23 protein-coding genes are annotated in these 26015 nt (G+C 72.7%); 13 read left to right on the top strand and 10 right to left on the bottom strand.

The features are described 5' to 3' along the window. Nucleotides 1-22: 22 nt before the first annotated feature. A complete protein-coding gene (locus ACLQ20_RS22010; RefSeq protein WP_151455761.1) occupies nt 23-1894 on the bottom strand; it encodes a thiamine pyrophosphate-requiring protein in 1872 nt (623 codons plus the stop codon). 94 nt (nt 1895-1988) lie between these two features. Here ACLQ20_RS22010 and ACLQ20_RS22005 point away from each other — a divergent pair, with 94 nt between their 5' ends. Continuing rightward, a complete protein-coding gene (locus ACLQ20_RS22005; RefSeq protein ID WP_425857524.1) occupies nt 1989-2846 on the top strand; it encodes a TrmH family RNA methyltransferase in 858 nt (285 codons plus the stop codon). A gap of 37 nt (nt 2847-2883) precedes the next feature. On the opposite strand, the gene ACLQ20_RS22000 is transcribed toward ACLQ20_RS22005, so the two are convergent. Continuing rightward, nucleotides 2884-3342 (bottom strand): Lrp/AsnC family transcriptional regulator, encoded by a 459-nt coding sequence (locus tag ACLQ20_RS22000; RefSeq protein WP_151455751.1) that lies wholly within the window; start codon nt 3340-3342, stop codon nt 2884-2886. 145 nt (nt 3343-3487) lie between these two features. Here ACLQ20_RS22000 and ACLQ20_RS21995 point away from each other — a divergent pair, with 145 nt between their 5' ends. The 3 genes from ACLQ20_RS21995 (at nt 3488) to argG (ending at nt 6268) form a co-directional block, all read left to right on the top strand. Then, nucleotides 3488-4288, top strand: coding sequence for an LLM class flavin-dependent oxidoreductase (locus ACLQ20_RS21995; protein ID WP_327029006.1), 801 nt, complete (start codon nt 3488-3490; stop codon nt 4286-4288). Then, the gene (locus ACLQ20_RS21990) at nt 4285-4710 is read left to right on the top strand and encodes a nucleoside deaminase (protein ID WP_151455753.1); all 426 of its coding nucleotides are present in this window, start codon (nt 4285-4287) and stop codon (nt 4708-4710) included. The genes ACLQ20_RS21995 and ACLQ20_RS21990 overlap by 4 nt, the downstream gene beginning before the upstream one ends. Nucleotides 4711-4816: 106 nt before the next feature. After that, nucleotides 4817-6268, top strand: coding sequence for an argininosuccinate synthase (argG, locus tag ACLQ20_RS21985; protein ID WP_132238770.1), 1452 nt, complete (start codon nt 4817-4819; stop codon nt 6266-6268). A 102-nt stretch (nt 6269-6370) separates the two neighbouring features. On the opposite strand, the gene ACLQ20_RS21980 is transcribed toward argG, so the two are convergent. After that, on the bottom strand, nt 6371-7369 hold the full coding sequence (locus tag ACLQ20_RS21980) for a quinone oxidoreductase family protein (protein WP_425857521.1): 999 nt from the start codon (nt 7367-7369) through the stop codon (nt 6371-6373). A gap of 87 nt (nt 7370-7456) precedes the next feature. Between ACLQ20_RS21980 and ACLQ20_RS21975 the strand changes: the two genes are divergently transcribed. Beyond that, entirely contained in the window at nt 7457-7879 is a 423-nt protein-coding gene (locus ACLQ20_RS21975) for a MarR family winged helix-turn-helix transcriptional regulator (protein ID WP_151455755.1), read from the top strand. A gap of 114 nt (nt 7880-7993) precedes the next feature. Here the strand turns inward: ACLQ20_RS21975 and ACLQ20_RS21970 are convergent, their stop codons facing one another. Then, nucleotides 7994-8566: a DUF6892 domain-containing protein gene (locus ACLQ20_RS21970; RefSeq protein ID WP_425857518.1), complete on the bottom strand. Its 573-nt coding sequence runs from the start codon at nt 8564-8566 to the stop codon at nt 7994-7996. Between the two features lie 127 nt (nt 8567-8693). Here ACLQ20_RS21970 and ACLQ20_RS21965 point away from each other — a divergent pair, with 127 nt between their 5' ends. After that, on the top strand, nt 8694-10628 hold the full coding sequence (locus ACLQ20_RS21965; protein ID WP_425857516.1) for a PucR family transcriptional regulator: 1935 nt from the start codon (nt 8694-8696) through the stop codon (nt 10626-10628). 146 nt (nt 10629-10774) lie between these two features. On the opposite strand, the gene ACLQ20_RS21960 is transcribed toward ACLQ20_RS21965, so the two are convergent. Then, nucleotides 10775-12124, bottom strand: a complete 1350-nt coding sequence (locus tag ACLQ20_RS21960) for a hypothetical protein (RefSeq protein WP_425857514.1) — start codon at nt 12122-12124, stop codon at nt 10775-10777. A gap of 91 nt (nt 12125-12215) precedes the next feature. Here ACLQ20_RS21960 and murD point away from each other — a divergent pair, with 91 nt between their 5' ends. Beyond that, complete coding sequence (gene murD / locus ACLQ20_RS21955; protein WP_327028999.1) at nt 12216-13562, top strand: UDP-N-acetylmuramoyl-L-alanine--D-glutamate ligase; 1347 nt, start codon at nt 12216-12218, stop codon at nt 13560-13562. Between the two features lies 1 nt (nt 13563). Here murD and ACLQ20_RS21950 read toward each other — a convergent pair whose 3' ends face one another. The 3 genes from ACLQ20_RS21950 to ACLQ20_RS21940 form a co-directional block, all read right to left on the bottom strand. Further along, nucleotides 13564-14106, bottom strand: a complete 543-nt coding sequence (locus ACLQ20_RS21950) for a DUF6114 domain-containing protein (protein ID WP_425857512.1) — start codon at nt 14104-14106, stop codon at nt 13564-13566. Nucleotide 14107: 1 nt separating this feature from the next. Then, entirely contained in the window at nt 14108-14737 is a 630-nt protein-coding gene (locus tag ACLQ20_RS21945) for a DUF6230 family protein (protein WP_151457472.1), read from the bottom strand. A gap of 212 nt (nt 14738-14949) precedes the next feature. After that, the gene (locus tag ACLQ20_RS21940; RefSeq protein ID WP_327028997.1) at nt 14950-15717 is read right to left on the bottom strand and encodes a TetR/AcrR family transcriptional regulator; all 768 of its coding nucleotides are present in this window, start codon (nt 15715-15717) and stop codon (nt 14950-14952) included. A gap of 378 nt (nt 15718-16095) precedes the next feature. On the opposite strand from ACLQ20_RS21940, the gene ACLQ20_RS21935 reads away from it, so the two are divergent. Continuing rightward, nucleotides 16096-16791 (top strand): Tat pathway signal sequence domain protein, encoded by a 696-nt coding sequence (locus tag ACLQ20_RS21935; RefSeq protein WP_425857509.1) that lies wholly within the window; start codon nt 16096-16098, stop codon nt 16789-16791. A gap of 62 nt (nt 16792-16853) precedes the next feature. Here the strand turns inward: ACLQ20_RS21935 and ACLQ20_RS21930 are convergent, their stop codons facing one another. Beyond that, nucleotides 16854-17849, bottom strand: coding sequence for a hypothetical protein (locus ACLQ20_RS21930; protein ID WP_327028996.1), 996 nt, complete (start codon nt 17847-17849; stop codon nt 16854-16856). 203 nt (nt 17850-18052) lie between these two features. Between ACLQ20_RS21930 and ACLQ20_RS21925 the strand changes: the two genes are divergently transcribed. Further along, entirely contained in the window at nt 18053-19360 is a 1308-nt protein-coding gene (locus tag ACLQ20_RS21925) for an aspartate aminotransferase family protein (RefSeq protein WP_425857507.1), read from the top strand. A 17-nt stretch (nt 19361-19377) separates the two neighbouring features. Continuing rightward, a complete protein-coding gene (locus tag ACLQ20_RS21920; protein ID WP_425857580.1) occupies nt 19378-20868 on the top strand; it encodes a CoA-acylating methylmalonate-semialdehyde dehydrogenase in 1491 nt (496 codons plus the stop codon). Here ACLQ20_RS21920 and ACLQ20_RS21915 read toward each other — a convergent pair. After that, on the bottom strand, nt 20840-22291 hold the full coding sequence (locus ACLQ20_RS21915) for an acyltransferase family protein (protein WP_358121704.1): 1452 nt from the start codon (nt 22289-22291) through the stop codon (nt 20840-20842). The two genes, ACLQ20_RS21920 and ACLQ20_RS21915, sit on opposite strands and share 29 nt — an antisense overlap. 195 nt (nt 22292-22486) lie before the next feature. Between ACLQ20_RS21915 and ngcE the strand changes: the two genes are divergently transcribed. The 3 genes from ngcE to ACLQ20_RS21900 all read left to right on the top strand — a co-directional run bounded on the left by ngcE (nt 22487) and on the right by ACLQ20_RS21900 (nt 25789). Next, nucleotides 22487-23905 (top strand): N-acetylglucosamine/diacetylchitobiose ABC transporter substrate-binding protein, encoded by a 1419-nt coding sequence (gene ngcE, locus ACLQ20_RS21910; RefSeq protein WP_425857505.1) that lies wholly within the window; start codon nt 22487-22489, stop codon nt 23903-23905. A 73-nt stretch (nt 23906-23978) separates the two neighbouring features. After that, nucleotides 23979-24887, top strand: a complete 909-nt coding sequence (locus ACLQ20_RS21905; RefSeq protein WP_425857503.1) for a carbohydrate ABC transporter permease — start codon at nt 23979-23981, stop codon at nt 24885-24887. Then, the gene (locus tag ACLQ20_RS21900) at nt 24884-25789 is read left to right on the top strand and encodes a carbohydrate ABC transporter permease (protein ID WP_425857501.1); all 906 of its coding nucleotides are present in this window, start codon (nt 24884-24886) and stop codon (nt 25787-25789) included. The genes ACLQ20_RS21905 and ACLQ20_RS21900 overlap by 4 nt, the downstream gene beginning before the upstream one ends. Nucleotides 25790-26015: the final 226 nt, after the last annotated feature.

Genomic DNA, 26015 nt, shown 5'->3' with positions numbered 1-26015 from the left:
CGGCGGCGCCCGGGCCTGCCGGTCAGCCTCGGCCGCGCCCCGGCCTGAGGGTGGCGACCGCCGTGGGCAGGCCCCGCCGGATGATGCCCGCCCAGTCGGTGTCGCCGCGCAGCACGGCCGCGGCGGTGTTGCGGGCCTGCTCGGCGGTGAAGTGCGGCGGCAGCATCAGCTCGGCCGGGTCGACCAGCGCGTTGACGACCACGGGCCGGTCCGCGCCCAGCGCCCGGTCCCAGACGCCCGGCACCTGCTCCGGCGCGTCGACCAGCTCGCCGTGCAGGCCCAGTACCTCCGCCCACCGGTGGTAGCCGATGTCGGGCAGCTGCTGGCTGTCCGGGAACATCGGCGTGCCCTCGCTGGAGCGTTGCTCCCAGCTGACGAAGGCCAGGTCCCGGTTGTTGAGCACGAGCACCACGAAGCGGGGGTCCGACCAGCTCCGCCAGTACTTGGCCACCGTGATCAGCTCGTTGACCCCGTTCATCTGCATCGCGCCGTCGCCGATCAGGGCCACCAGCGGACGGTCCGGGTGGGCGAACTTGGCGGCCAGCGCGTACGGCATCGCGCCGCCCATCGAGAGCAGGGTGCCGGAGAGGCTGGCCAGCATGCCGGGGCGGACCTGGAGGTGCCGGGCGTACCAGGCGGTCGTGGTGCCGCAGTCGACCGAGATCATCACGTCGTCGGGGAGCCGGTCGCTGAGGGTGGCGAAGAGCAGCTGCGGGTTGACCGGGTCGGCGGCCTGCCCGGCCAGTTCCCGCTGGGTACGGCGCCAGGCGGTGGTGGCCTTGCCGATCGTCGCCCGCCAGCGGGTCGGTCCCGGGCCGGGGCCGAGCTCGCGCAGCAGGGCCCGCAGGGTGGGGGCGGCGTCCCCGGTCAGGTTCACCTCGGTCGGGTACCGCAGCCCCAACTGGGTGCCGTCCCGGTCGATCTGCACCGCCCGGGCCTGCTCCTGCGGCGGGTAGAACTCCGAGTACGGCATGTTGCTGCCCACGATCAGCAGCCGGTCGCACTCGTTCATCAGCTGCCAACTGGGCCGGGTGCCGAGCAGGCCGATCGCGCCGGTCACCCACGGCTCCCGGTGGTCGACCGCGGCGAACCCGAGCAGCGCCGCCGCCACCCCCGCGCCGAGCCGGTCGGCGACCGCGCGGACCTCGTCCACCGCGCCGAGCGCGCCCTGCCCGACCAGCATGGCGACCCGCTCGCCGCCGCCCAGCACCTCGGCGGCCCGGCGCAGGTCCGCCTCCGGCGGCACCGTCGGGGCGCTGCTGGGCACGTCGCTCGTGCGGTAGTAGCCGTGCGCGTGCGGTGGCTCCGGCACGGCCGGCTTGTCCTGGATGTCGGACGGCAGCACCAGCGCGGTGACGGTACGCCGGGCCAGTGCCGTGCGGCAGGCCCGGTCGACCAGGTGGCGGACCTGGCTGGGGTGGTCGAGCTGGGCCAGGAAGGCGGCCGCGACGTCCTTGTAGAGGGCGAGCAGGTCCACCTCCTGGTAGTAGCCGCCGCCCTCGGCGGTGAGCGCGGTGTGGCCGACCAGGGCGACCACCGGCTGGTGGTCCAGCTTGGCGTCGTACAGCCCGTTGAGCAGGTGGATCGCGCCGGGGCCGCTGGTCACCAGCGCGCAGCCGAGCGGCCCGCCGCCGTACTTGACGTGCGCCGACGCCGCGAAGCCGGCGGTCTCCTCGTGGCGGACCTGGACGAACTGAGCCCGGTCCCGGGTGCGTTGCAGCGCCGAGGTCAGGCCGTTGATGCCGTCGCCGGGATAGCCGAAGTAGCGGCGGACGCCCCAGCCGGCCAACCGGTGCACGATGTGGTCCGCGACGGTGGCGTCGCGGGGCAGCGGACCCAGGTCGACGCGCCATCCGTCCGGCTGGTCGATGCGGGCCGGCCCCGGCGTGCCCATGGGACGTGCGTTCACCTGACTGTCCTTCCGTCGCTCCGCCGCTCCGGCCCGCCATTCCCGTCTTTCCCGGGACAAAACGCCACGGGGTGCGCCGGTGTCGGGCGGCCCGGGGCGGCTGCGGCGCGTCCGGCAGAATCGGCGGGTGCCCATCCACCCGATCACCGACCCCGACGACGACCGGATCGCCGACTACCGCGCGCTGACCGACGTCGAGCTGCGTACCCGCTGGGAACCGCCGCACGGCCTGTTCATCGCCGAGGGCGAGCTGGTGCTGCGCCGGGCGCTGCGCGCCGGCTATCCGGCCCGGTCGTACCTGGTGGACTCCAAGCGGGTCGACCAGCTCGCCGACCTGGACACCGGCGACGCCCCCGTCTACGCCGCCACGCAGGACGTGCTGCAACGGGCCACGGGGTTCCACGTGCACCGGGGCGTGCTGGCGTCGTTCCGGCGCAAGCCGCTGCCGTCCGCCGCCGAGGTGCTGGCCGCCGCGCGGCGGGTGGTGATCCTGGAGGACGTGAACAACCACACGAACCTGGGGGCCATCTTCAGGGCGGTCGCCGCGCTCGGCGTGGACGCCGTGCTGCTCTCGCCGACCTGCGCCGACCCGCTCTACCGGCGCAGCGTCCGGGTCAGCATGGGCGAGGTCTTCGCAATCCCGTACGCGAAGCTGGAGCCCTGGCCGGACGCGCTCGGTGACGTCCGCGCGGCCGGCTTCACGGTGCTGGCGATGACCCCGGCGCCGGACGCGGTGCCGATCCAGCGGCTCGAAGTGTCGCAGCGGGCCCGCGCGGCGCTGCTCATGGGGGCCGAGGGCGCCGGCCTGACCCGGGCGGCGATGGACGGCAGCGACGTCCGGGTGGTGATCCCGATGCGCCGCGGCGTCGACTCGCTCAACGTCGCCGCCGCCACCGCCGTGGCCTGCTGGGAGTTGGGCCGCGACGACCCGGCCTAGTGCTCCGCTTCAGCCGCGGGGGGCGTTCGTGCCCCGGTCACGAGCGGGGCGGCGACAGGCGCGGGCCGCGATAGGGCAGGGTGGCGCTGTAGACCACGTTGGTGGTGGTGCTGCCGAACCCGGCGAGATCGTCGACGACCTGTTCGAGGTGCGCCATCGACGTCGCGGCCACCTTCAGCACGTAACAGTCGTCTCCCGTCGTGCGCAGGCACTCCAGAATCTCCGACCGTCGCTCCAGCAGCTGGCGCAGCGGTTCGTGCCGGCTGCCGGGGTACTTCAGCCGGACCACCGCGAGCACGGCGAAGCCCGCCTTGGCTAGGTCGACCTCGGCGCGGTAGCCGCTGATCACACCGGTCGCCTCCAGCCGCCTCACCCGTTCGCTGGTGGCCGACGCGCTCAGCTTGACCCGGCGGCTGAGCTCGGTGATCGGCAGCCGGCCGTCGCCCTGCAACTCGATCAGGATGGACCAATCGACAGCGTCAAGATTCTCGGCCATCGGGCCATCTTGCCGGTGGATCCACGGCAAAAGCCAGCAAAGGCAGGGAACGCGATGTTCACACACGGAACCCACCCCGGCTAGCGTGGAACCCGTGCAAATTGGCGTCAACGTACCGAACTTTGCCCCGGGTACCGACCCCGAAATGCTGCGACGGTGGGCGCAGACGGTCGAGGGCCTCGGCTTCGACCTGCTGATGGTCTCCGATCACATCGCGGTGACCCCGGACGTGGCCGAGCAGTATCCGGCGCCGTTCTACGAGCCGTTCACCACGCTGTCCTGGCTGGCCGGGGTGACCCGCCGGGTCCGGCTGGGCACCACGGTGCTCATCGTCCCGTACCGGCACCCGCTGCTCACCGCCCGGATGGCGGCGAACCTCAACCGGCTCAGCGGCGGCCGGCTCGTCCTCGGCGTCGGCGTCGGCTGGGCCCGGCAGGAGTTCGAGGCGCTCGGCGTGCCGTTCCGGCGGCGCGGCGCGCTGACCGATGAGTACCTGCACGTCATGCGCGACGCCTGGCGGAACACCGACGACTACGATACGACCCCGATCCCGATCTGGGTCGGCGGCAACAGCGACGCCGGCATTCGTCGCGCGGTACTGCTCGGTGACGCCTGGCACCCGCTGCGGGTCACGCCCGGATGGCTGGCGGACGCAGCGGGGCGGCTGAAGGCCACCGCCGACGAACTGGGCCGGCCGGTGCCCGCGTTGATGCCACGCATCGGACTCCGGGAGACCCGAGAAGTGGTCACCGCCCCGGACCGGCTCGCCGGTGTCGGCACCATCGAGCAGATCATCGCTGACATCGACCAGATCCGTCTGCTCGGGGCGGAAACGGTGGTGCTCGACCCGTTCAACGGCGACCTGACCGAGATCCGCCAGCCCGAACGCGCCTGGCAGACCCTTGCGGCCGTGGCCGCGTACCACAGATCCCAGGAGGACCGATGACCCCTGACGACGAGAGATTTCTCCGCCGTGCGGTGGAACTCGCCAGCGAGGCCGGGGCATCCGGCGAACGGCCGTTCGGCTCGTTGCTGGTCGGTGCGGACGGCACCGTCCTGATCGAGGACCACAACACCGTGGTCTCCGACTCGGACATCACCGCCCACCCGGAACTGAAGCTGGCCCGCTGGGCCGCTCGGGAACTCGCTCCCGACGTGGCCGCCGGCACCACCATGTTCACCAGTTGCCAGCCCTGCCCGATGTGCGCGACCGCGATCGACCGGTCCGGCCTCGGCCGGGTGGTGTACGCCCTGTCCGCCGAACAGTTCGAGGAGGTCAAGCCGGTCACCCCGCCGCTGCCCCCGGTGCGGTACGAGGGGCCGGCGCTGTTCGACGAGGCGCGCCAGCCGATCGACAACTATTACTAGAGCGGGACCCTTGCGGCGGTGCGGGCGTGCGGCGGGTCCCGCTGTCGCTGGTCATGTCCCTACCCTGGGTTTGCATGGCCATGCGGCCTAGTGCATAATCTTCCTTGTGTCCAAGGTTCTCACCTCCCTGCCCATCGGCGAACGTGTCGGCATCGCCTTCTCCGGCGGCCTCGACACCTCGGTCGCGGTCGCGTGGATGCGCGACAAGGGCGCCGTTCCCTGCGCCTACACCGCCGACATCGGCCAGTACGACGAGCCGGACATCGCCTCGGTGCCCGGTCGCGCGCTCAGCTACGGCGCCGAGGTCGCCCGACTGGTCGACTGCCGCGCCGCCCTGGTCGAGGAGGGCCTGGCGGCGTTGACCTGTGGGGCCTTCCACATCCGCTCGGGCGGGCGGGCGTACTTCAACACCACCCCGCTCGGCCGGGCCGTGACCGGGACCCTGCTGGTCCGGGCGATGATCTCCGACGACGTCCAGATCTGGGGCGACGGCTCGACCTTCAAGGGCAACGACATCGAGCGGTTCTACCGCTACGGCCTGCTGGCCAACCCGCAGCTGCGCATCTACAAGCCGTGGCTCGACACCGACTTCGTCACCGAACTCGGTGGGCGCAAGGAGATGTCGGAGTGGCTGCTCGAACGCGGCCTGCCGTACCGGGACAGCACCGAGAAGGCGTACTCCACCGACGCCAACATCTGGGGCGCCACGCACGAGGCGAAGACCCTCGAACACCTCGACACCGGCATCGAGACGGTCAACCCGATCATGGGAGTCCGGTTCTGGGACCCGTCGGTGGAGATCCCGACCGAGGACGTCACGATCGGCTTCGACCAGGGACGCCCGGTGACGATCAACGGCAAGGAGTTCGGCAGCCCCGTCGACCTGGTGCTGGAGGCCAACGCCATCGGCGGCCGGCACGGCATGGGCATGTCGGACCAGATCGAGAACCGGATCATCGAGGCCAAGAGCCGGGGCATCTACGAGGCCCCCGGCATGGCGCTGCTGCACGCCGCGTACGAGCGGCTGGTCAACGCCATCCACAACGAGGACACCCTGGCGAACTACCACAACGAGGGCCGCCGCCTCGGTCGGCTGATGTACGAGGGGCGCTGGCTGGACCCGCAGGCGCTGATGCTGCGCGAGTCGTTGCAGCGCTGGGTGGGCACGGCGGTCACCGGCGAGGTGACGTTGCGGCTGCGTCGGGGCGAGGACTACTCGATCCTCGACACCACCGGCCCGGCGTTCAGCTACCACCCCGACAAGCTGTCGATGGAGCGTACCGAGGACTCGGCGTTCGGCCCGTCGGACCGGATCGGCCAGCTCACCATGCGCAACCTGGACATCGCCGACTCGCGGGCGAAGCTTGAGCAGTACGCGACCCTCGGCATGGTCGGCGGCGCGGCCCCGCAGCGGATGGTCGGCGCCGCGCAGGCCGCCTCGACCGGGCTGATCGGCGCGATGCCGCAGGGCGGCGCGGAGGCCATCGCCTCCCGGGGCGTCCCCTCCGCCGCTGACGAGGCCCTCGACCGCGCCGCGATGGAGTTCGGCGTCGACTGAGCGACGGCTCCTGGACACGATCGTCATGCGGCCCGGAAGTCCCTCACGTCGAGGGGCTTCCGGGCCGTGTCGCTCAGGGGACCTCGGGCCGTCTGTCGGGTCCTATCCGACCTTGAGGGCCAGCTTCCCGACATAGTGATCATTCAGGGCGCGGTGCGCATCCCCGGCTCGGGCCAACGGGAAGGCCCGGGCGACGTGGACCTCGAAGGAACTCGCCTCGATGATCGCGTTCAGCCGATCGGTGGCGGTGCGGCTCCGGTCCCCGTCGTAGTGCGACACCGTCGCACCCGGCGACGTCACCGGCGCGGGCAGGACACCGTTCGGCCAGGCGATCCGTCCCGACTTCCTGATCGCGCGCAGAGATCGTTCGGCGATCTCGCCCCCCACGGTGACCAGAGCCGCAGCGAGCCCGCCCGGTGCGAACTCGAACGCCGCGGCCAACACGTCGTCTCGACGACCGTCGACGGCGTCGTCGGCGCCCAGCCGCCGGGCCAGGGCGACACCGTCGTCCCCAGAAGCCACGGCCAACACCCGGATGCCGCTGTGTCGCGCCAGCTGCACGGCCATGTGGCCGATACCCCCGCTGGCTCCGAAGACCATGAGCGTCTCGTCCGGCCGCAGCCCGAGCAGGTCGAGACCGCTCAGTGCGGTCAGGGCATCCCACGCCATCGCGCCGGCCTGTTCGGTCGGCAGCCGGTCGGGCACGCGAGCCACGAACTCCGCCTCGACGACGGCGTACTCGGCGTAGGAGCCACCACGCGGTACCGGCATCGTCGCGGCGTAGACCCGCTCGCCCACGCCGAACCGCGTGACGTTGCGCCCGACCGCGGCCACCGTGCCCGCCGCGTCCCAGCCGAGGACGTAGGGGAAGGTCGAGGCGACGCCGAAGACGCCGTCGTATCCCCCCTCCCGCTCGCCCGCGTCCCAGGACCCGACGCCTGCGTACTCCACCCGGACGAGGACGTCGTCGTCGCCGACCTGCGGGAGCGGTATCCGGCGCGACGAGAGTTCGTCGACTCCGCCGAACCGGTCAAGGACGACCGCGTTCATCTGCGGTGCCACGATCGCGTCGCCCGCTGTGCGCTCGGCTCTGCTCCCCATCGTCCCCCCTCGTTTACTTGAGTGCGTCAAGGATCATTGGATCGCAGCTATTTGAGCGAATCAAACAACTCATCTAGGCTGGGGGACATGGCGCTGCCGAACGGACCCGTGACTCCCTCGTCCGAGGCCGAAGCAGCCCTGTTCGACCTGGTCGACGTGTACGACCGCGCCTACGAGACGGCGGCAGCCGAGCTGTCGCTCAGCCCGGCGCAGGCATGTGTGCTCGGGCGACTCGATGAGCGACGGGGCATGGGCGCCCTGGCCGAGGAACTCGGCTGCGATGCCTCCAACATCACCCAGATCGTCGTGCGTCTCGAAGCGCTCGGCCTTGTGACCCGCGAACCGAACCCCCGGGACCGCCGCGCACGGCTCGTCGCGAGAACCCCCCGGGGAGACGAGATCAACCACCGGTTCGCAACGGCCTTCACCTTCGCCCGCACGGCGGTCGGACGACTCTCGCCCGACGAGCAGGACCACTTGACGGCGCTGCTGCGCAAGGCACTCGGCTGACCCGTGCCTGCGCCCTGACCCGATCGAGCAGGATTCAACGGCTTCACGCGGGCGGGCCATATCAAGCCCAGGACTCCCGGCCTCTGCGGGGCAACGGCCTCTGCGGTGGCGCGGTCAGCGGTTGATCGTCGTTCCGCGGGCCTCCAGGCGGGTCAGGACATCGGGGTCGTCGAGGTGCGCCAGCGAGACGTCCAGGGTGTGTAGCGCAGGCAGCGACTCCAGCGCCGCCGCTCCCGTGCACTTCCCGGTCAGTACCAGTTCCGACAGGGCCGGGTGGCCGGTCAGGGGGGTCAGGTCCAACGGACCTGGGCGATAGCCGTGGCCGTCCAGGTCCAGGGACCGCAGGCTGGACAGTGCGTCAATGCCCTCCAGCGACGTCACGTTGTAGTCGTCGGACTCGCCGCCGGTGTCGATGTCCAGGGTCTGCTCGATCAGCATGTAGATGTCGCTGCCGCCGTCGAACTGCAAGTCGGTGATCGCTGCAGCCTCGGCCGGCGGCACCGTGACGGCATGTAACAGCTTCAGTGACGCCTCCAGGCGCGGGCCTGGACCTGGGTAGCCGTCCTCCGGACCGTCGGGGCCGGTCGACTCGATGAGCGCCTTGAGGTCGTCGGCGGCGATCGCGTCGTCCAGCAGGGCGTCCAGGACGCCCAGGTGCAGGCCGAGGTCGGGGAAGATGAGGGTCATGATCCCGACCGTATCTCGTTACTGATTTGTCTCCCGACGCGGAGCGGCCGTCGTTCGAGTCAGGCAGGGCGGGCGGGGCCCGCAACCGGGTGGCCGCCCGTGCGGAATCTATGTCACGGACGGTAGCGTGTCGCCCGTGTTCCCTACCGTCCGTGAGGTCCTCGCGCTGGGCCCGGTCCGCCACGGCGCTCCGCGCCTGGTCGCCGGGGACGCCGGTCTCGACCGCCCGGTGCGCTGGGTGCACGTGACCGAGGTGCCCGACATCGCCCCGCTGCTCGGCGGCGGCGAGCTGGTGCTCACCACCGGGATCGGGCTGCCCGCCGACGACGCCGGGCTGCGCGCCTTCATCGGCGACCTGGCCGACGTGGGCGTCTCCGGCCTGGTCGTCGAGCTGGGCCGCCGGTACGTCAGCGGGGTGCCCCGGGTGATGGCCGCCGCCGCCGAGCGGCGCGGCCTGCCCCTGGTCGAGCTGCGGCGGGCCACCCCGTTCGTCCGGATCACCGAGGCCGTGCACGCGCTGATCGTCGACGCCCAGCTGACCGAGCTGCGGGCGACGGAGGAGATCCACCAGCGCTTCACGGAGCTGTCGGTGGAGGGCGCCGGCCCCAGCGAGGTGGTGCGGCAGGCCGCCGACCTCTCCGGCTGCCCGGTGGTGCTGGAGAACCTCTCCCGGCAGGTGCTCGCGTACGACCCGGCGGGGGAGAGCGCCGAGCTGCTGCTGGACTGCTGGGAGCAGCACTCGCGGCGGATCCGGCCGGCGGGGCGCACCGCGTACGACGGCGACAACGGGTGGCTGGTGACCACGGTGGGCGCCCGGGGGCAGGACTGGGGGCGGCTGCTGCTGCGCTGGCCCGGCGGGGGCGACCTGGCGGCGGGCCAGCGCGTGTTCGACCCCGCCGAGGAGGGCGGTGCGCCTGTCGGCGTCGCCGCGCCGCCCGTGGTCCCGCCCACCCGGCTGACCATCCTCGTCGAGCGGGCCGCCTCGACGCTGGCCCTGGGCCGGCTCATCCGGCGCGACGCCGAAGGCCTGGAACGGCAGATCCACCGTACGCTGCTCACCGCCCTGCTCGACCACTCGCTGCCGGTCGACGAGGTCGCCCTGCGGGCCCGGGCGCTCGGCGTGCTGCTGGAGCGCCGGCACCTGGTCGGGGTGGTGGTCCGGCACCGGGCCGACGACCCGGCGGGGGAGGGCGGCCCGGCCCCGGACCAGAGGCACCCGGGCGGTCCGGAGGCCGGTCCTGCTCGGCTGCGTGATCTCGCCGAGGCGGTCGGGCAGGCGTTGCACGAGGCGAAGCTGACCGGGCTGTCCAGCGCCATCGACGACCATGCCGTCGGCGTGCTGCTCGCCCTGCCGGAGCCGGCGGCCGAGGAGCGGTCGCTGGCCGCGTTCGCCACCGCGCTGCACCGCACCCGCCCGGACGCCCCCGCCCGCGCGGACACCTCCGCCCGCCCGGACGGGCTCGTGCGCTCGGAGAGTCTTCCTCGCCCGGGCGGCTCGGCTCGTCCCGACGGCCAGGCCCGCCCGGGCGGCCCCGTCCGTGGTGACGGACCGGCCCGGTCCCACGGGCGGACGAACGGCGTGGCCCGGCCGGCAGGCGGCGGACTGCTCGTCGCGGCCGGTTCTGGCGTGCCCAGCCTGCGGGAGGCGCGCCGGTCGCTGGTCGAGGCCCGGCAGATCGCCGACGCTGCCCGGCGGGACCGGCGGGACCTGCCGGTCTTCCGGCTGCCGCACGTCGGGCTGGCGGGGCTGCTGCACCTGCTGCGCGACGAGCCCCGGTTGCAGACCTTCGTCGAGCGGGAACTGGGCGCACTGCTGACCCACGACGCGCAGCACCCGCGGGAGCAGTTGCTGGGCACCCTGCGGGCGTACCTGGAGCAGGGCCGCAACAAGTCGGCGGCGGCCGGGGCGGCACACCTGTCCCGACCGGCCTTCTACGAGCGGCTGGCCCGGATCCGCCGTGTCCTGGACGTGGACCTCGACTCGGTCGAGGCCTGCCTCTCCCTGCACGTCGCCCTGCTGGCCTTGGACGCCATCCGCACCCACCCCGCGTCGCCCCGCTGACCCCTGGTCACCCCGTTGATCATGAAGTTGTTGCCGCGACACGCCGAGGCGAAGCGCAACAACTTCATGATCAACGGGGAGAGGGCGGGGGTGGGGAGAGGGCGGGGGTGGGGAGAGGGCGGGGAGGGGAGGGGGAGGGGGAGGGGTCAGGTGAGGGCGGTGAGGGCCTTGGCGTAGGGCGGGGGGATGTGGTTCGGGCCGCCCGGGGTGAAGACGTCCGAGGTGGCCGCCGTCGACCAGGCCGTGGCCGGGACCGCGTCGACCAGGGCGCGGACGACCGGGGCGTCGCGCCACTGGTCCTGCTCGGCCAGCAGGCTCAGGGCCACCACCGACTCCTCCACCTCGCCGACGCACTCGAACGGCTTGTGCCCGTCCACGCCCAGCAGCTCCCGGTAGCCGGGGATCTGCGACTCGTCGGCGAGCAGGTCGCCGCCGAAGATGTGGGTGACCCGCTCGCGGGGCATGAACGGCGCCATGGCCAGGAAGACGAACCGGCACTTCGGGCAGTCGCGGCACCAGCGCTCGCTGGCGTCGCGCAGCTTGAACGCGGCGTTGCAGCTCGTCACCACGTCGTCGTAGCGGTCGATCTCGGCGAACGACCGGGCGATGTGCAGCTCCGACAGCGAGCGAAGCAGCGAGAAGTAGGGCTCGGTGAGCCCGGCGTGCGAGGCCAGCGCGGCCCGGAGCAGCCCCTCCGCCTCCACACCCTTGGACCACTGGTGGTTGATCTCGTGGCCGTTCCAGACCAGGTTCGGGTCCGACGCCGAGCGCTCGTTGGACATCACCACCGGGCCCAGGCCGTGCAGCACCGCCGTGGCGACGGCGATCAGCGAGTTGATCGCGGTGACCGGGATGTGGCCGTTGAGCGCCCCGGCGGCGTTGAGCTCGAACAGCACCGGATCGATGCGCCGCCGGGCGGCCAGCGGGGCCAGCCCGGACGCCTCGTTCACCGCGACGATCACGTGGTTCGGGTTGACCGAGAAGGGCACCGGGTCGAAGCCCGCCCGGCGCAGGGCCTCCAGGCTGACGATGGAGTCCTTGCCGCCGCCGACCGCCGAGAGCGGACGCCGGTCGGAGTCGTCGTACTCCCGGGCCGGGGAGACCGTGCCGGCCGGCACCTCCGGGCGCAGCTCGAGCACGTGCGGCAGCTGGTTGCGGTACGCGTACTCCGCGAGGCCCTTGGTGTAGACGGCGGTGATCAGCTCGGCGGCGGCCGGGCCCAGCGGCGCCGGCAGCACCAGGCGGGGCGGCGCGGCGGCCTTGTAGTAGCTGACGCCGGCGACCACGTGCAGCAGTTCCAGCACCCGGCCCAGGGTCGCCACGGTCTCGTCCGAGGGCGGCGCGTCCGGCAGGGGAAGGGTGACCACCTCGGTGAACCGCTGCTCGCCGTCGGGGCCGGTGAGGGCGTAGTCGAACAACACCTCCCCGGTGGAGAGGTCGATCGAGTAGGACGGGAAGGTGAAGGCGTCCATCCGCCGGAGCTGCTCGTTGGGCACACGCCATACTAGGCCCTGGTTCGTCCGGCCGTGTCCGGCTGCGCCGGACCCCGCCCCTGCCACGCCCGACAACACCCCCTGAGGAGAGCCCGTGCGCCTGTCTGACCTGCGCGGACGTACCGTCGCCGTCTGGGGGGCCGGCCGGGAGGGCCGGGCCGCGGTGACCGCGATCGCCGCGCACGGCCCGGCCGACCTGGTCGCCGTCGACGACAGCGCCAACTTCCTCAGCCTGCCCTGGGAGGGGCCGCTGGCCGAGGCCGCGCCGCTGGTCACCGGCGAGGAGGGCTTCGCCCGGCTGGCCGCCGCCGACGTGGTGGTCCGCTCGCCCGGCGTGCCGCAGACCCACCCGTGGCTGGTGGAGCTGCGCCGACGCGGGGTGACCGTCACCCAGGGCACCGCCCTGTGGATGGCCGACCACGCCGCCCGCACGATCGGCGTCACCGGCAGCAAGGGCAAGAGCACCACCTCCAGCCTGATCAGCCACCTGCTCGCCGCCGTCGACCGGCCGAACGTCTTCGGCGGCAACATCGGCGTGCCGACGCTGGACCTGCCCGAGGCGGAGCTGTACGTGCTCGAGCTGTCCAGCTACCAGTGCAGCGACCTGACCGACTCGCCCCGGGTCGCGGTCGTCACCGCGCTCTTCCCCGAGCACCTCGACGCGCACGGCGGCGAGGCCGAGTACTACCGGGACAAGCTCAACCTGCTGGCGCACGGGCCACGGACCGTGGTGGTCAACGGCGCCGACCCGAGGCTCGCCCTCGAACTGGGCGACCGCGCGGCGGTGCGCGCCGGACTGCCGGACACCGCCCACGTGGCCGGCGGCGCGGACGGTACGCCCTGGTTCCACCTCGGCGACCGGCCGCTGTTCCCGCGCGCGGTGCTACCCCTGGTCGGCCGGCACAACGAGGGCAACCTCTGCGTCGCGCTCGCCGTGCTCGACGCGCTCGGCGTCGACGTGGTGGAACGCCGGGACACCCTGGCCGTGGCGGTCGCCGAGTTCCAGGGGCTGGCCCACCGCCTCACCGAGATCGCCGACCCGTCCGGCCTGACCTTCGTCGACGACACCCTCGCCACCAGCCCGTACGCGGCCATGCACGCGATCGACGCGTACGAGGGGCGGCCGTTGACGGTGATCGTCGGCGGCACCGACCGGGGCCTGGACTACGCGCCGCTGCGCGAGCACCTCGCGGAGCGCGAGCTCACCGTGCTCGGCATCCCCGACAGCGGCGCCCGGATCGTCGAGGCGCTTGCCGGCCTGCCGAAGGTGCGTACCGAGGTGGTCGACGACCTGGTCGACGCCGTCCGGCTGGCCCGCGAGGTGACCCCGGCCGACGGGGTGGTGCTGCTCTCCCCGGCGGCGCCGAGCTACGGGCGGTTCCGCAACTTCGAGCACCGCTCCGAGGTCTTCGCCCAGGCGGTACGCGACACCGCCGGCTGACTCAGCCCCGGTCGGCGGGCGTCGGGTGCGTCGTGCCCAGGCCCGGCAGCAGCTCGTCGTCGTCCGTGTCGTCGTCCGGGTCCCCGGCCGCGTCGTCGTCCGGGTCACCGGTCTGCGGGGCCGGTGCTGCGGGCACCCCGGTGGCGCCGCCCGGTTGGCGCCGCTTGTCGGGCGTCCAGGCGAAGGCGAGTGCCCCGCCGACGAGGGCCAGGAGCATCCCGACCAGGAAGCCGCCCAGGTTCGAGGTCAGCCAGGAGACCAGCCCGAGCAGCAGCGAGAGCACGGCGTAGAAGACCCGCTGCTGCGGAGTGGCGACCAGCAGCACCCCGCAGAGCACCAGGACGGCCGGCACCAGGTACGCGGCCAGCCCCTGCGGCCCGACGTGCAGCAGCACCCCGAGCGGCGCGCGTAGGGTCACGAGCATCTCCGTGCCGCCGAGCGCGATCAGCACCCCGGCGGTGAACGGGCGGCCCCGCCGCCAGCGGCGCCAGCGCCCGCCGGGTCGGCGGGCGGCTGGCACCGGGTGGTGTCCCGCGGCGGTCACGTCAGCATCCGTCGGAGGTGAACGCCATGCGCAGGTCGGGCAGGTTGAAGACGGCCGCCGTGGTGGCGTAGTTGTTCTGCCGCAGGTTGGTGATGATCACCGTGTCCGACTGCTGGGCGAAGACGCCGGGGTTGCCTTTGACCCCGGGGACCTGGTCGAGGGTGCTGGCGTCCTGCCCGACGTTGATGTTCTTGAAGGAGGCGTTGCCGGCGACCTCGTCGCCGTCGACGACCAGGGTGCGGGCGGTGACCGGTGTGCCGGCGCCGCCGGCGGTGATCTTCAGGTAGACGCCGCCCAGGTTGATGCTCTGGCAGAGGTTCGTCAGCTCGGCCTTGTCGATCGCCGACACCATCACCAGGACCTGTCCGCCGGTGTCGCCCTGGTTGGGGCTGTCCGGAATCATCTGGTCGATGGTGGCGAACTGCTCGAATCCCGTGCCGGTGAGCTTGTCGGCGGTGACGGTGAACGGCATCCCGGAGATGGCGAACTGCGCGCCCAGTACGCCCTGGGCGGTCAGCACGACCATGCCGGCGGCACCCGCCACGACGGTGCCCAGCGTGGCGGCGAACCGGCGCCAGCGCACGCCGCTGCGCGGCGGATCGGGTTCGATCGGTGCGATCTGCTCCGACATGGCGGGCTCCCTTTCGAAGATCAATTGATCGGCGACAATGGGAAATCGACTCAAGGTTCTGCGCAGGCTGAAGTTACCGCCGAGTAAATGCCGGGTCAACGGCCGGTGGGGGCTGGTTGAGGCGGTATCTGCCAAATACGGCCAAAGTGAAAAACCGCTGCGGTTTCCGACCGCGGGGCGGCGGGCTGCCCGGCCGGGAGGCGGGGGCGCCGTCAGGACAGGGTGGCCGCCTCGCCGGCCGGCGCGCACGGCGCGGTCGTGCCCGGGCCGTCGGCCGGGCGTGCCAGCCGCGTCGCCCGGGCCGCGTCGTCGGTGCCGAGGAAGGGCGCGGTGGCCGCGTAGGTGAGCACCGGCAGCAGCTGGGGCAGCTCCGTCGCCCGGCCCTGGGCCACCCGGCTGCGCACGGTGGCGTGGATCCCGCCGACCACGGTGGAGACCAGCGCGTCCCGGTCCACGTCCACCGTCGGGCCGGGGCCGGCGTCGGCGAAGAACCGGCGGAAGCTGCCGAGCAGGGCGTCGCGCTCCCGGCGGGCGTCCGGGCCGGCCGCGTCCACCTCGACGAGCGCCATCCGGGCGAAGGCGGGCACGCTCGCCAGTACCTCCAGCAGGGTGCGCAGGGCGGCGCGGGCGGCGTCCGACCACGTCGGCCCGGCCTCCCGGTAGGCGCTCTCCATGAGCTGCGACAGCACGGCGACGCCGTGCCGGTACGCGGCGAGGAAGGCGTCCTCCTTGCCGCTGAAGAGGGCGTAGAAGGCCGGTCGGGTCACCCCGGCGGCGTGGCAGATGTCGGTGACCCGGGCGTTGTCGTAGCCCTTCGTCGCCACCTCCCGCACGAGCCCGTCGAAGAGGCGGTCGCGCTGGGTGGCGGCCACCGCCTCGGCGGAGAGCCGGCGCGGGCCACGCTTGATCGCGCGATCGGGGTCGCGACCGGGGCGTGCGCCCGGCAGGGGTGCCGGATGCGGGCGGCGCTGCGTGGTCAACGTGCCTGCCTCTCCATTCATTGACTTTACGACCCTCCGGGGTTTATAACTTGCTGCACGCTCAGTTGGGATCCCGTCACCATGGGTGATCTTCCGGATGGTCACCCGTTGACTCATCGAAGGAGGGCTCGATGGCTGCCATTATCGCGGAACAGGAGCGCCCTCCCAAGGCCGGAAAGACGCAGGTGACGCCGCTGCGCCGCGGCGTGCCACGCCGGCCTGCCCGCTGACGTCGCCGCACCACCACCGCCACCGCCGTCCGGCCCCGACGGCCGCCCGGCAACCCCCACCGCCGTCCATGACGCGACGGCCCCGGTCGCCGCGCGGGCACCCCCCGCCCACGCGAGTCGACCTCCCCCGCCCCGGAAAGGAAGAACCATGCTCAGGTACGGACGAATCGGCGTGGGTCTCACCACCCTCGCGCTGCTGACCGGCCTCGCCGCCGCCCCGGGCTCGGCCGCCGCTCCGCGCTCCGCCACCCCGGCACCGTTCGCCAACAACGTGCTGACCTACCCGACGCCGGGCGGCACCGCCGTCGCCGTCAACGACGTGATCCGGGCCAGCCTCAGGGCCGGCACCAACGCCACCTTCTACTCCTCCGCCTCGGGCACCACCGGCGTGAAGTGCGCCGCGTCCACCTTCAGCGCCAAGGTGCTGAGCAACCCGGCGGCCCCGGGCACCGCCACCGAGAGCCTGACCGCCCAGTCCTTCACCAACTGCACCACCAACGTCATCGGCACCACCGGGGTGCAGAGCGTGACCGTGCAGAACCTGCCGTACGCCACCTCGGTCACCAGCGCCGGCGTGGTCAAGATCAGCGGCACGGCGACGGCGCCGATCCAGAGCACCGTCGTGCTGAACTCGCTGCTCGGCGCGATCACCTGCGTCTACCGGACCAGCACCAACAGCCTGACCGGCACGGCGACCAACGCCAACAACTCGATCACCTTCACCAACCAGACGCTGACGAAGTTCTCCGGCCCCAGCCTCTGCTTCGGCACGGCGTACTTCTCCGCGGCGTACTCGCCCGTGCAGGACTCCAGCAAGGGCAACGCCCCCGTCTACGTCAACTGATCGCGGTCCACGGGGCCGGCGCGCGGCGATCCGTCGTGCGTCGGCCACCGGTCGTGCGCCGGTCAGCCGTCGCCCAGCGCCGTGTGCAGGGCCCGCACGGACCGGATGGCCGAGCGGATCTCCTGGAGGTAGCGACCCGGGGTGAGCGCCGGTTCGGGCAGCCCGGCCAGGTCGGGCAGGGCCGGGTCGACGCCGACGGTCTCGATCGCGCAGCCGTACGGCACGGCGAGGGTGCGCAGCGCGTCGCAGTGCTGGAACGGCACGTAGATCGGCGCGGTCACCATCAGCACCGCGTCGCCCGCGCGCAGGCGGACGTGCTCGGCCCAGAACCGCTGGGTGTCTGCGGTGTGCGCGCGGCGCCGCGCGGGATCGCCGGACGGGGCGGCCAGTACGCGCACCGGCGGGCCGCCCTCGGGCCGGTACGTGCGCGACGACCAGGAGCGGTGGGGGTGGTCGGCGTCGTGGCCGTCCTCCTCGGCCGGGACGGTCACCGCGAACTCCCGCCGCACCGCCGCGTCCAGCGCCGCCACCTCGGTGTCGCAGGGCGGGACGCCGGCCACCTCCAGGGCCCGGCACTCCGCGTCCGACAGCGGGCGGAAGCTGCCCAGCACCGCCACCTCGCCGCCGACCCGGGTGCCGCCGCGCAGCAGGTGCGCCGCGTACGCGACCCGGCGCTGGCAGGCGTGCGCCAACCCGCCGAGCACGACCAGGTGGGCGTACCGCGAGCGGGCCGGCGCCGCCGGACGCACCATGCCGAGCGCGGCGGCGGTGGCGAGCACCAGCCGCGCGGTGGCCGCGTCGACGGCCGGTTCCCGGGCGTCCGGCCGCTCCCGGCCACCCCGGAAGTCCCAGTGCCGGGCGGAGAAGTCGTCGAGGCCGGCCAGCACTCCCGCCACGTCCCCGTCCGGCCACGTGCCGCCGAAGTGCCCGACGAGGTCGCGCAGCGGTCCGGAGCCCACCCAGGCCCGTACGCCGGCCGCGATCGTCTCGACGCTCGTGCCCGCCGCGCCGGTCGGCAGCGCCGGCGCCCCACGCGGCGCTTCCTCACCGGTCCGCACCGCCGGATCGTACCGGCGGCCGGGTGCCCGGGCGGCGAACGACCGGGCCGGCGGCGACGACCGGGCCGGGCGACGACCGGACCGGGCCGGGCCGGGCGACGGTGTGGGGCGGCCGCGGTGCCGCGCCACCCACCGCCCCTTGTCCCCGCCGCCGGCTGGTGGCAGCGTGCGGTTACCGCGAACGCCGCTGAGAGGGTGCGACGATGACCACCGACGATCTGCTGGCCCGGCACCGGGCCGTGCTCCCGTCCTGGATGCCGCTCTACTACGACGAGCCGATCGAGCTGGTCTCCGGCTCCGGCCGTCGGGTCACCGACGCCCGGGGCCGCACCTACCTCGACTTCTTCGGCGGCGTGCTGACCAACATGATCGGCTACGACGTCCCGGAGATCCGGGAGGCCGTCGAGCGGCAGCTGCGCACCGGCATCGTGCACAGCTCCACCCTCTACCTGATCCGGCAGCAGGTCGGGCTGGCCGAGAAGGTCGCCCGCCTCTCCGGCATCCCCGACGCGCGGGTCTTCTTCACCAACTCGGGCACCGAGGCGAACGAGGCGGCGCTGCTGGTCGCCACCAACCACCGCCGCTCGCACCAGATCCTCGCCGTGCGCAACAGCTACCACGGCCGGTCGTACGCGGCGATGGGCGTGACCGGCAACCGGGGCTGGTCGGCCAGCGCGCTCAACCCGCTCCAGGTGGCCTGGCTGCACTCCGGCGAGCGGCTGCGCGGCCTGCTGGCCCGGCTGGGCGAGGCCGAGCGGGTCGAGGCGGCCGTGGAGGACCTGCACGAGGTGCTCGCCACCCAGACCTCCGGTGACGTGGCCTGCCTGATCGCCGAGCCGATCCAGGGCGTGGGCGGCTTCGTGCACCCGCCGGACGGGCTCTTCTCCGCCTGGAAGAGGGTCCTCGACTCCCACGGCATCCTGTTCGTCTGCGACGAGGTGCAGACCGGCTGGGGGCGTACCGGGGAGCACTTCTGGGGCTACCAGGCGCACGGCGTGACCCCGGACCTGCTCACCTTCGCCAAGGGCATCGGCAACGGCTTCGCCCTGGCCGGCGTGGTCGGCCGCGCGGACGTGCTGGAGTCGGTGCCGGGCATCAGCTTTTCCACCTTCGGCGGCAACCCGGTCTCGACGGCGGCCGGCAACGCGGTGCTCGACTACCTGCTCGACCACGACCTCCAAGCCAACGCGGCCCGCACCGGCGCGATCCTCGCCGACGGCCTGCGCGCCGCCGTGGGCGGTCTCGACGGCGTCGCGGAGGTGCGCGGCAAGGGGCTGATGCTCGGCGTCGAGTTCGTCCGGCCGGGCACCGCCGAGCCGGATCCGGCGCTGACCGGTCGGGTCTTCGAGGCGTGCCGGGCCGGCGGGCTGCTGACCGGCAAGGGCGGCCTGTACGGCAACGTGCTGCGGATGGGCCCGCCACTGACGCTGACCGAGGACGAGGCCCGCGAGGGCCTGGCCATCCTGGTCGACGCCATCCGCTCCTGCGTGGCGGCGGAGGTGGCGGCGTGAGCGCGGCGGAGCACGGCGTGGACGTCATCGGCCACTTCGTCGACGGCAAGCCGTTCAGCGGCTCGTCCGGGCGGCACGGGGACGTCTTCGACCCGGCGACCGGTCGGCGTACCGCCCGGGTGGAGCTGGCCTCGGCGGCGGACGTCGCGGTCGCGGTGGAGGCTGCCGGGCGCGCGGCCCGGCTCTGGCGGGACGCGTCGCTGGCGAGGCGGACGGCCGTGCTGTTCGCCTTCCGGGAGCTGGTGCACGCGCGGCGGGACCGGCTCGCCGGGGTGATCACCGCCGAGCACGGCAAGGTGCTCGCCGACGCCGCCGGCGAGGTGCAGCGGGGCCTGGAGATCATCGAGTACGCCTGCGGCATCCCCTCCGCGCTGCGCGGCGGGTTCAGCGAGAACGTCTCCACCGAGGTCGACTCGTACAGCCTGCGGCAGCCGCTCGGCGTCGTCGCGGTGATCTCCCCGTTCAACTTCCCGGCGATGGTGCCGCTGTGGTTCCTGCCGATCGCGGTGGCCTGCGGCAACGCGGTGGTGCTCAAGCCGAGCGAGAAGGACCCGAGCGCGGCGCTGCTGCTGGCGGAGTGGTTCGCCGAGGCCGGCCTGCCCGACGGGGTGCTCAACGTCGTCAACGGCGACGCCGAGGCCGTGGACGCGCTGCTGGACCACCCGGGCGTGAAGGCGGTGTCGTTCGTCGGCTCCACCCCGGTCGCCCGGCACGTCCACCAGCGCGGCACCGCCGCCGGCAAGCGGGTGCAGGCGCTGGGCGGGGCGAAGAACCACATGGTGGTGCTCCCCGACGCCGACCTGGACCTGGCCGCCGACGCGGCGGTCAACGCGGGGTTCGGCTCGGCGGGGGAGCGGTGCATGGCGATCTCGGCACTGGTCGCGGTGGAGCCGGTCGCCGACGCCCTGGTCGCCCGGATCGCCGAGCGGATGGGCCGGCTGCGCACCGGCGACGGCCGGCGCGGCTGCGACATGGGCCCGCTGGTCACCGCCGCGCACGCCGCCCGGGTGCGCGCGTACGTCGAGGCGGGGGTGGCCGCCGGCGCGGTGCCGGTGGTGGACGGCCGCGACGTCGAGCCGGACGGGGACCCGAACGGGTTCTGGCTGGGCCCGACGCTGTTCGACCGCGTCACCCCGGACATGTCGATCTACACCGACGAGATCTTCGGCCCGGTGCTCGGCGTGCTGCGGGTCGGCTCGTACGACGAGGCGGTGGAGCTGGTCAACGCCAACCCGTACGGCAACGGCACGGCGATCTTCACCAACGACGGCGGCGCGGCCCGGCGCTACCAGCACGAGGTGGAGGTCGGCATGGTCGGCGTCAACGTGCCGATCCCGGTGCCGATGGCGTACTACTCCTTCGGCGGCTGGAAGGCCTCGCTCTTCGGCGACCTGCACGCGCACGGCGAGGACGGGGTGCGCTTCTTCACCCGGGGCAAGGTGGTCACCAGCCGCTGGCTGGACCCCCGGCACGGCGGGGTCAACCTCGGCTTCCCCACCCAGACCTGAGCAGGCGCAGGGTGCCGGCCCCAGCCAGGTACGCCACCAGCGCCGCCGCCGGCAGCCCCAGCGGCTCGGGCGCCGCCCTCGGCGTCTGGGCGTTGACCACCAGGGCGTACACCACGGCGGCGAAACCGGCGGCGGTGAGCGCGCTGCGCACGGTGGCCCGCCACCCGCCGCCGGCCGGCGCGCGGCCCGACGCGGCCCCGCCGCCGGCCGGCCGACCCTGCCCGGCGCGGCCGGTGCGGGCCTCGACGGGGCCGAAGACGGCGACCAGGGCGGCCAGCACCACGGTCAGCATCAGCACCCACGGCACCCGCCAGGCCAGCCAGGCCGCCGACCCCGCGGGTGGGGTCGGCAGCCTCCCGGCCGCGTCCAGCGCGCCGACCAGCAGGATCGCGGCGGTGAGGTGCCAGAGGAAGACGGTGAGCACGACGGCGTTCACCGCGATCACCGCCTGCCACGGGCGGGGGCGGCGCAGCCAGCGCTCCGCCGGGTCGCGCAGCAGCAGGATCAGCCCGAACTGGGCGGCGGTCAGCGTCAGCAGGGCCAGGCTGGGCGGGGCGGCGTTGTCCAGCCGCTCGCCCGGGACGTTGAGCATGCTCACCGGGTACGGTCCGACGGTGGTCAGTAGCACCGTCGCGGCCAGGCCGCCCAGCAGCGCCGCCGCGCCCGCGCGCCGCGACAGCGGCAGCCGACGTGGCCCCGCCCGGTCGCGCGCGGCCGCGGGGCGTGGCGGGTGCCCGCCCGTCCCGTCCGGGTGGGCGTCGTGACGCCCGGCGTCGGCGTCGCGCCAGGCGATGCCGAGCTGGTGCACGGCCAGCCAGCCGAGGACGTAGTTCGGCAGCGCCAGCTCCGCCGGGCCCAGCGCCCGCCCCACGTCGCCGGCGACGACCAACGCGGCCAGCGCCGCCGGCACGAGCAGGCCGAAGCGCCGGTGCAGGGCGAGCATCGCCGGGGTCAGCGGCACCACGATCAGGTAGGCGGCGAGGAACCAGAGCGGGATCGTGGCGAACCAGGCGACGGTACGCACCAGCGTCGCCCCGACGCCGACGAGCGACGCGAGCGCGGCGCCGCCGGCGATCACCAGCAGCAGCGCGGTCGTCGGGCGCAGCAGCCGGGCGCCCCGGTCCAGCAGCCACGCGGTGGCGTCGACGCCGGCGGCCCGGCGGGCGGCCAGCGAGGCGGCGTTGGCGTACCCGCCGACCAGGAAGAAGATCGGCATGACCTGGGCGACCCAGGTGAGCGGGTACGCCCACGGCAGGTCGGGCAGCGCCGAGCGCCCCGTCGGCCGGCCGGCGGCGTCCTCGCCGATCGTGGCGACCGCCCAGTGGCCGAGAACGACCATGCCGATCGCGAGCGCCCGGAGCAGGTCGACGTAACGTTGCCGACCAGCGGGGGTGCGCGCGGCGAGTTGCCGCAGGCGGCGCATGGCCCCGAGGGTACGTCAGGCGTGGACTGGCCGCTGCTGATAACGGTTCGGTCCCCGGGGGTTGAAGTCCGCGCCCTCCTGCCGTAGAAATTCTTCAGCAACATATTGCGAACTGAAGACAAATTCCCCCTGCGCCTCGTGCGGCGGTCACCATCCCCCATCCGGCGACCGCCCGGACCGATCCGAGGAGAGACCATGAACAGGCGTGACATCCTGCGGCGCACCGCCGCCGCCGGCCTCCTGGCCACCCCCGCCGCCGGCCTGCTGACCGGCTGCGCCACGGGCGGCGGTGACGACGACAAGGGCGACGCCGGCACCTACAAGGGCACCAAGAGCGAGCAGAACCCGCTCGGTGTCAAGGAGGACGCGCCCCTCGAGGTGGTGATCTTCAACGGCGGCTTCGGCGAGGAGTACGCGAAGGCCCACGAGGCCATGTACACCGAGAAGTACCCGAAGGTGAAGATCAACCACTCGGCGACGCAGGAGATCGCGAAGACCCTCCAGCCGCGCTTCGTCGACAACACCCCGCCGGACGTGGTCAACAACTCCGGCGCCAACCAGATCGACTTCAACGGCCTGGTGTCGCAGAACGCCATCGCCGACCTGGGCGAGCTGCTGGCCGCCCCGAGCCTCGACATCCCGGGCAAGACGGTCAAGGACACCCTGCTGCCGGGCGCCGTCGAGGTCGGCTCGTACGACGGCAAGTTCCTGGTCATGAACTACACCTACACCGTCTACGGCATCTGGCACTCCACCAAGCTCTTCACCGAGCGCAAGTGGGAGTACGCCAAGACCTGGGACGAGCACATCGCGCTGTGCAAGCAGATCAAGGCCGCCGGCATCGCCCCCTGGACGTACGCGGGCGCGCACCCGCGCTACATGAGCTGGCCGGTCATCTCGACCGCCATCAAGTTCGGCGGCCCCTCGGTCGCCACGGCGATCGACAACCTGGAGCCCAACGCCTGGAAGTCCGACGCGATGAAGACCGCGGCCGACGCCTGGCACCAGATCGTCAAGGACAAGTTCATCCTCGAGGGCTCGCCCGGCCTCGACCACAAGCAGTCGCAGACCGCGTGGTGCCAGGGCAAGGCGGCCTTCATCTCCTGCGGTTCCTGGCTGGAGAGCGAGCAGAAGGACGTCACGCCGGCCGGGTTCAACATGACCATCCAGCCGACCCCGAGCCTGGGCAGCGGCGACAAGCTGCCGTTCGAGGCCGTCCGGGGCACCGCCGGGGAGCCGTTCATGGTCCCGGCGAAGGCCAAGAACGTCGCCGGCGGCCTGGAGTTCTTCCGGGTCATGCTCTCCAAGAAGGGCGCGCAGGACTTCACCAAGAAGGTCTCCAGCCTGACCGTGGTGGCCGGTGCCAGCGAGGGCGTCGAGCTGCCGTTCGGGCTGAACACGGTCGTCAAGGCGCTGGAGGCCTCCGGCAGCAACGGCTTCAACTGGGTCTACAACAACTACTACCGCAAGCTGGAGCGCAACCTCATCGACGCCGCGTGCGGCGAGTTCTTCAGCGGGCGGATCGGCCCGGCGGAGTTCCTCGACCAGTGCCAGAAGGGCGCGGACTCGATCGCCCAGGACAGCTCGATCAAGAAGTACAAGCGGGCCGCCTGACACCCCGGCCGGTGAGGGCGGGGCGGACCGCCCCGCCCTCACCGGACCGCCGCTGAAGAGGTAGGACCTCATCGTGAGACATGGCAAGTACCCGCTGATCGTCACCTTCCTGGTGCCGCCGGTGCTGCTCTACGTCATCTTCGTCGTGTCGCCGTACCTGCAGGCGTTCCAGATCTCCACCACCGACTGGCTCGGCTACTCGGCCGACGCCAACTCGGTCGGGCTGGCGAACTTCAAGACGCTCTGGAACGACGACTACGTCTGGAACGCGTTGAAGAACAACGCGATCCTGCTGGCGCTGGTTCCGGTGCTGACGATCGTGCTCGGCCTCTTCTTCGCCGCCATGCTCAACATGGGCGGGCGCAAGGGCCGGGCGGGGGTCAGCGGGGTGCGCGGCTCGTCGTTCTACCGCACGGTCTACTTCTTCCCCCAGGTGCTCTCCGTCGTGATCATCGCGCTGCTGTGGAAGGAGGTCTACCACCCGAACAAGGGCCTGCTCACCAGCGCCCTGAACAGCATCGGTCTGGGCGCGCCCACCTGGCTGGGGGATCCGCGGACCGCCTTCTGGTGCGTGCTCGCCGTGATGATCTGGAGCAACGTCGGCTTCTACGTGGTGCTCTTCGGCGCAGCCATGTCGGCCATCCCCAAGGAGATCTACGAGGCGGTCATGCTCGACGGCGCCTCCCGGCTGACCACGCTGTGGAAGGTGACCATCCCGCTGCTCTGGGACACCGTCCAGGTCGCCTGGGTCTACCTGGCCATCTTCGCCCTGGACGGGTTCATCCTGGTGCAGCTGATGACCAACGGCGGTCCCAACTTCTCCACCGACGTCATCGGCGTGCGGATGTACGACACGGCGTTCGGCAGCGAGACCAAGTTCGGCTACGCCTCGGCGATCGGCGTGGTGATGTTCTTCCTGACCCTCACGGTGGCGGTGCTGGCGCTGCGGGCCAGCAAGCGAGACAGGATCGAGTACTCGTGACGACTCTGGACAAGCCCGCGTCCGTGGCGCTGCCCGACGAGCCTCCCGGCCCCGCCGACCGCCCGGTACGCCGCGAACTCGGCGTCGCCAACGTGCTGTCGCACGGCTTCCTGCTGTTCTGGGGTGCGCTGACCGTACTGCCGCTGCTCTGGATGTTCATCAGCTCGTTCAAGAGCAACGCGGAGATCCTGGCCGACCCGTGGTCGCTGCCCGGCGCGCTGCGCTTCGACAACTGGTCGCGCGCGTGGAGCGGTGCACACATCGGCCAGTACTTCCTGAACAGCCTGGTGGTGGTCGCGGGCTCGGTCACCCTGACCATGCTGATGGGCGCCACCGCCGCGTACGTCTTCGCGCGCTACGAGTTCCGGGGCAAGCAGGTCGTCTACTACCTGTTCGTCGGCGGGCTGATGTTCCCCGTCTTCCTGGCCCTGGTGCCGCTGTTCTTCGTGGTGCGCAACGCCGGCCTGTTCGGCACCTGGACCGGGCTGATCCTGGTCTACGCCGCGTACTCGCTGCCGTTCACGGTGTTCTTCCTGACCGCCTTCTTCCGTACCCTGCCCACGGCTGTCGCGGAGGCGGCACTGGTCGACGGCTGCGGTCACTTCCGGCTCTTCTTCCAGGTGATGCTGCCGATGGCGCGTCCGGGACTGATCAGCGTCGCGATCTTCAACTTCCTCAGCCACTGGAACCAGTTCCTGCTGCCCCAGGTGCTCATGCAGGGCGACGAGTCCAAGTGGGTGCTCGCCCAGGGGCTCGCCGCGCTCTCGGTCAACCAGGGCTACGCCGGCGACTACGCGCAGCTCTTCGCCGGCCTCACCATCGCGGTGGTCCCGGTGCTGCTGGTCTACATCCTCTTCCAGCGCCAGGTCCAGTCCGGCCTGACCGCCGGCCAGCTCAAGTAGTCGCGTCCGCTACCGATCAGGTCTTGTCGAGCGCGCCGGCGGCCGCACCCGCCTCGACGGGCAGAAGGGCGCCGGCCCCGTGGCTCGCTCCCGCGCGACGTCGCCTGCCGCGCGGCGAGGGCGGCCGGGCCCGCCGCCGGCGCGGCGAGGTCGTACGTCTGCGACGGACCGCGGCTGCGGTGCCACGGCACACCGGCGCACACGAGCGGCCGTGGTGTGCCTCCAC

Source organism: Micromonospora sp. DT46 (genome assembly GCF_049841735.1).
Taxonomy (GTDB): Bacteria; Actinomycetota; Actinomycetes; order Mycobacteriales; family Micromonosporaceae; genus Micromonospora; species Micromonospora reichwaldensis.
The sequence above is the reverse complement of the archived record's forward strand: the minus strand, read 5'-3'. Positions and strand labels throughout refer to the sequence as shown.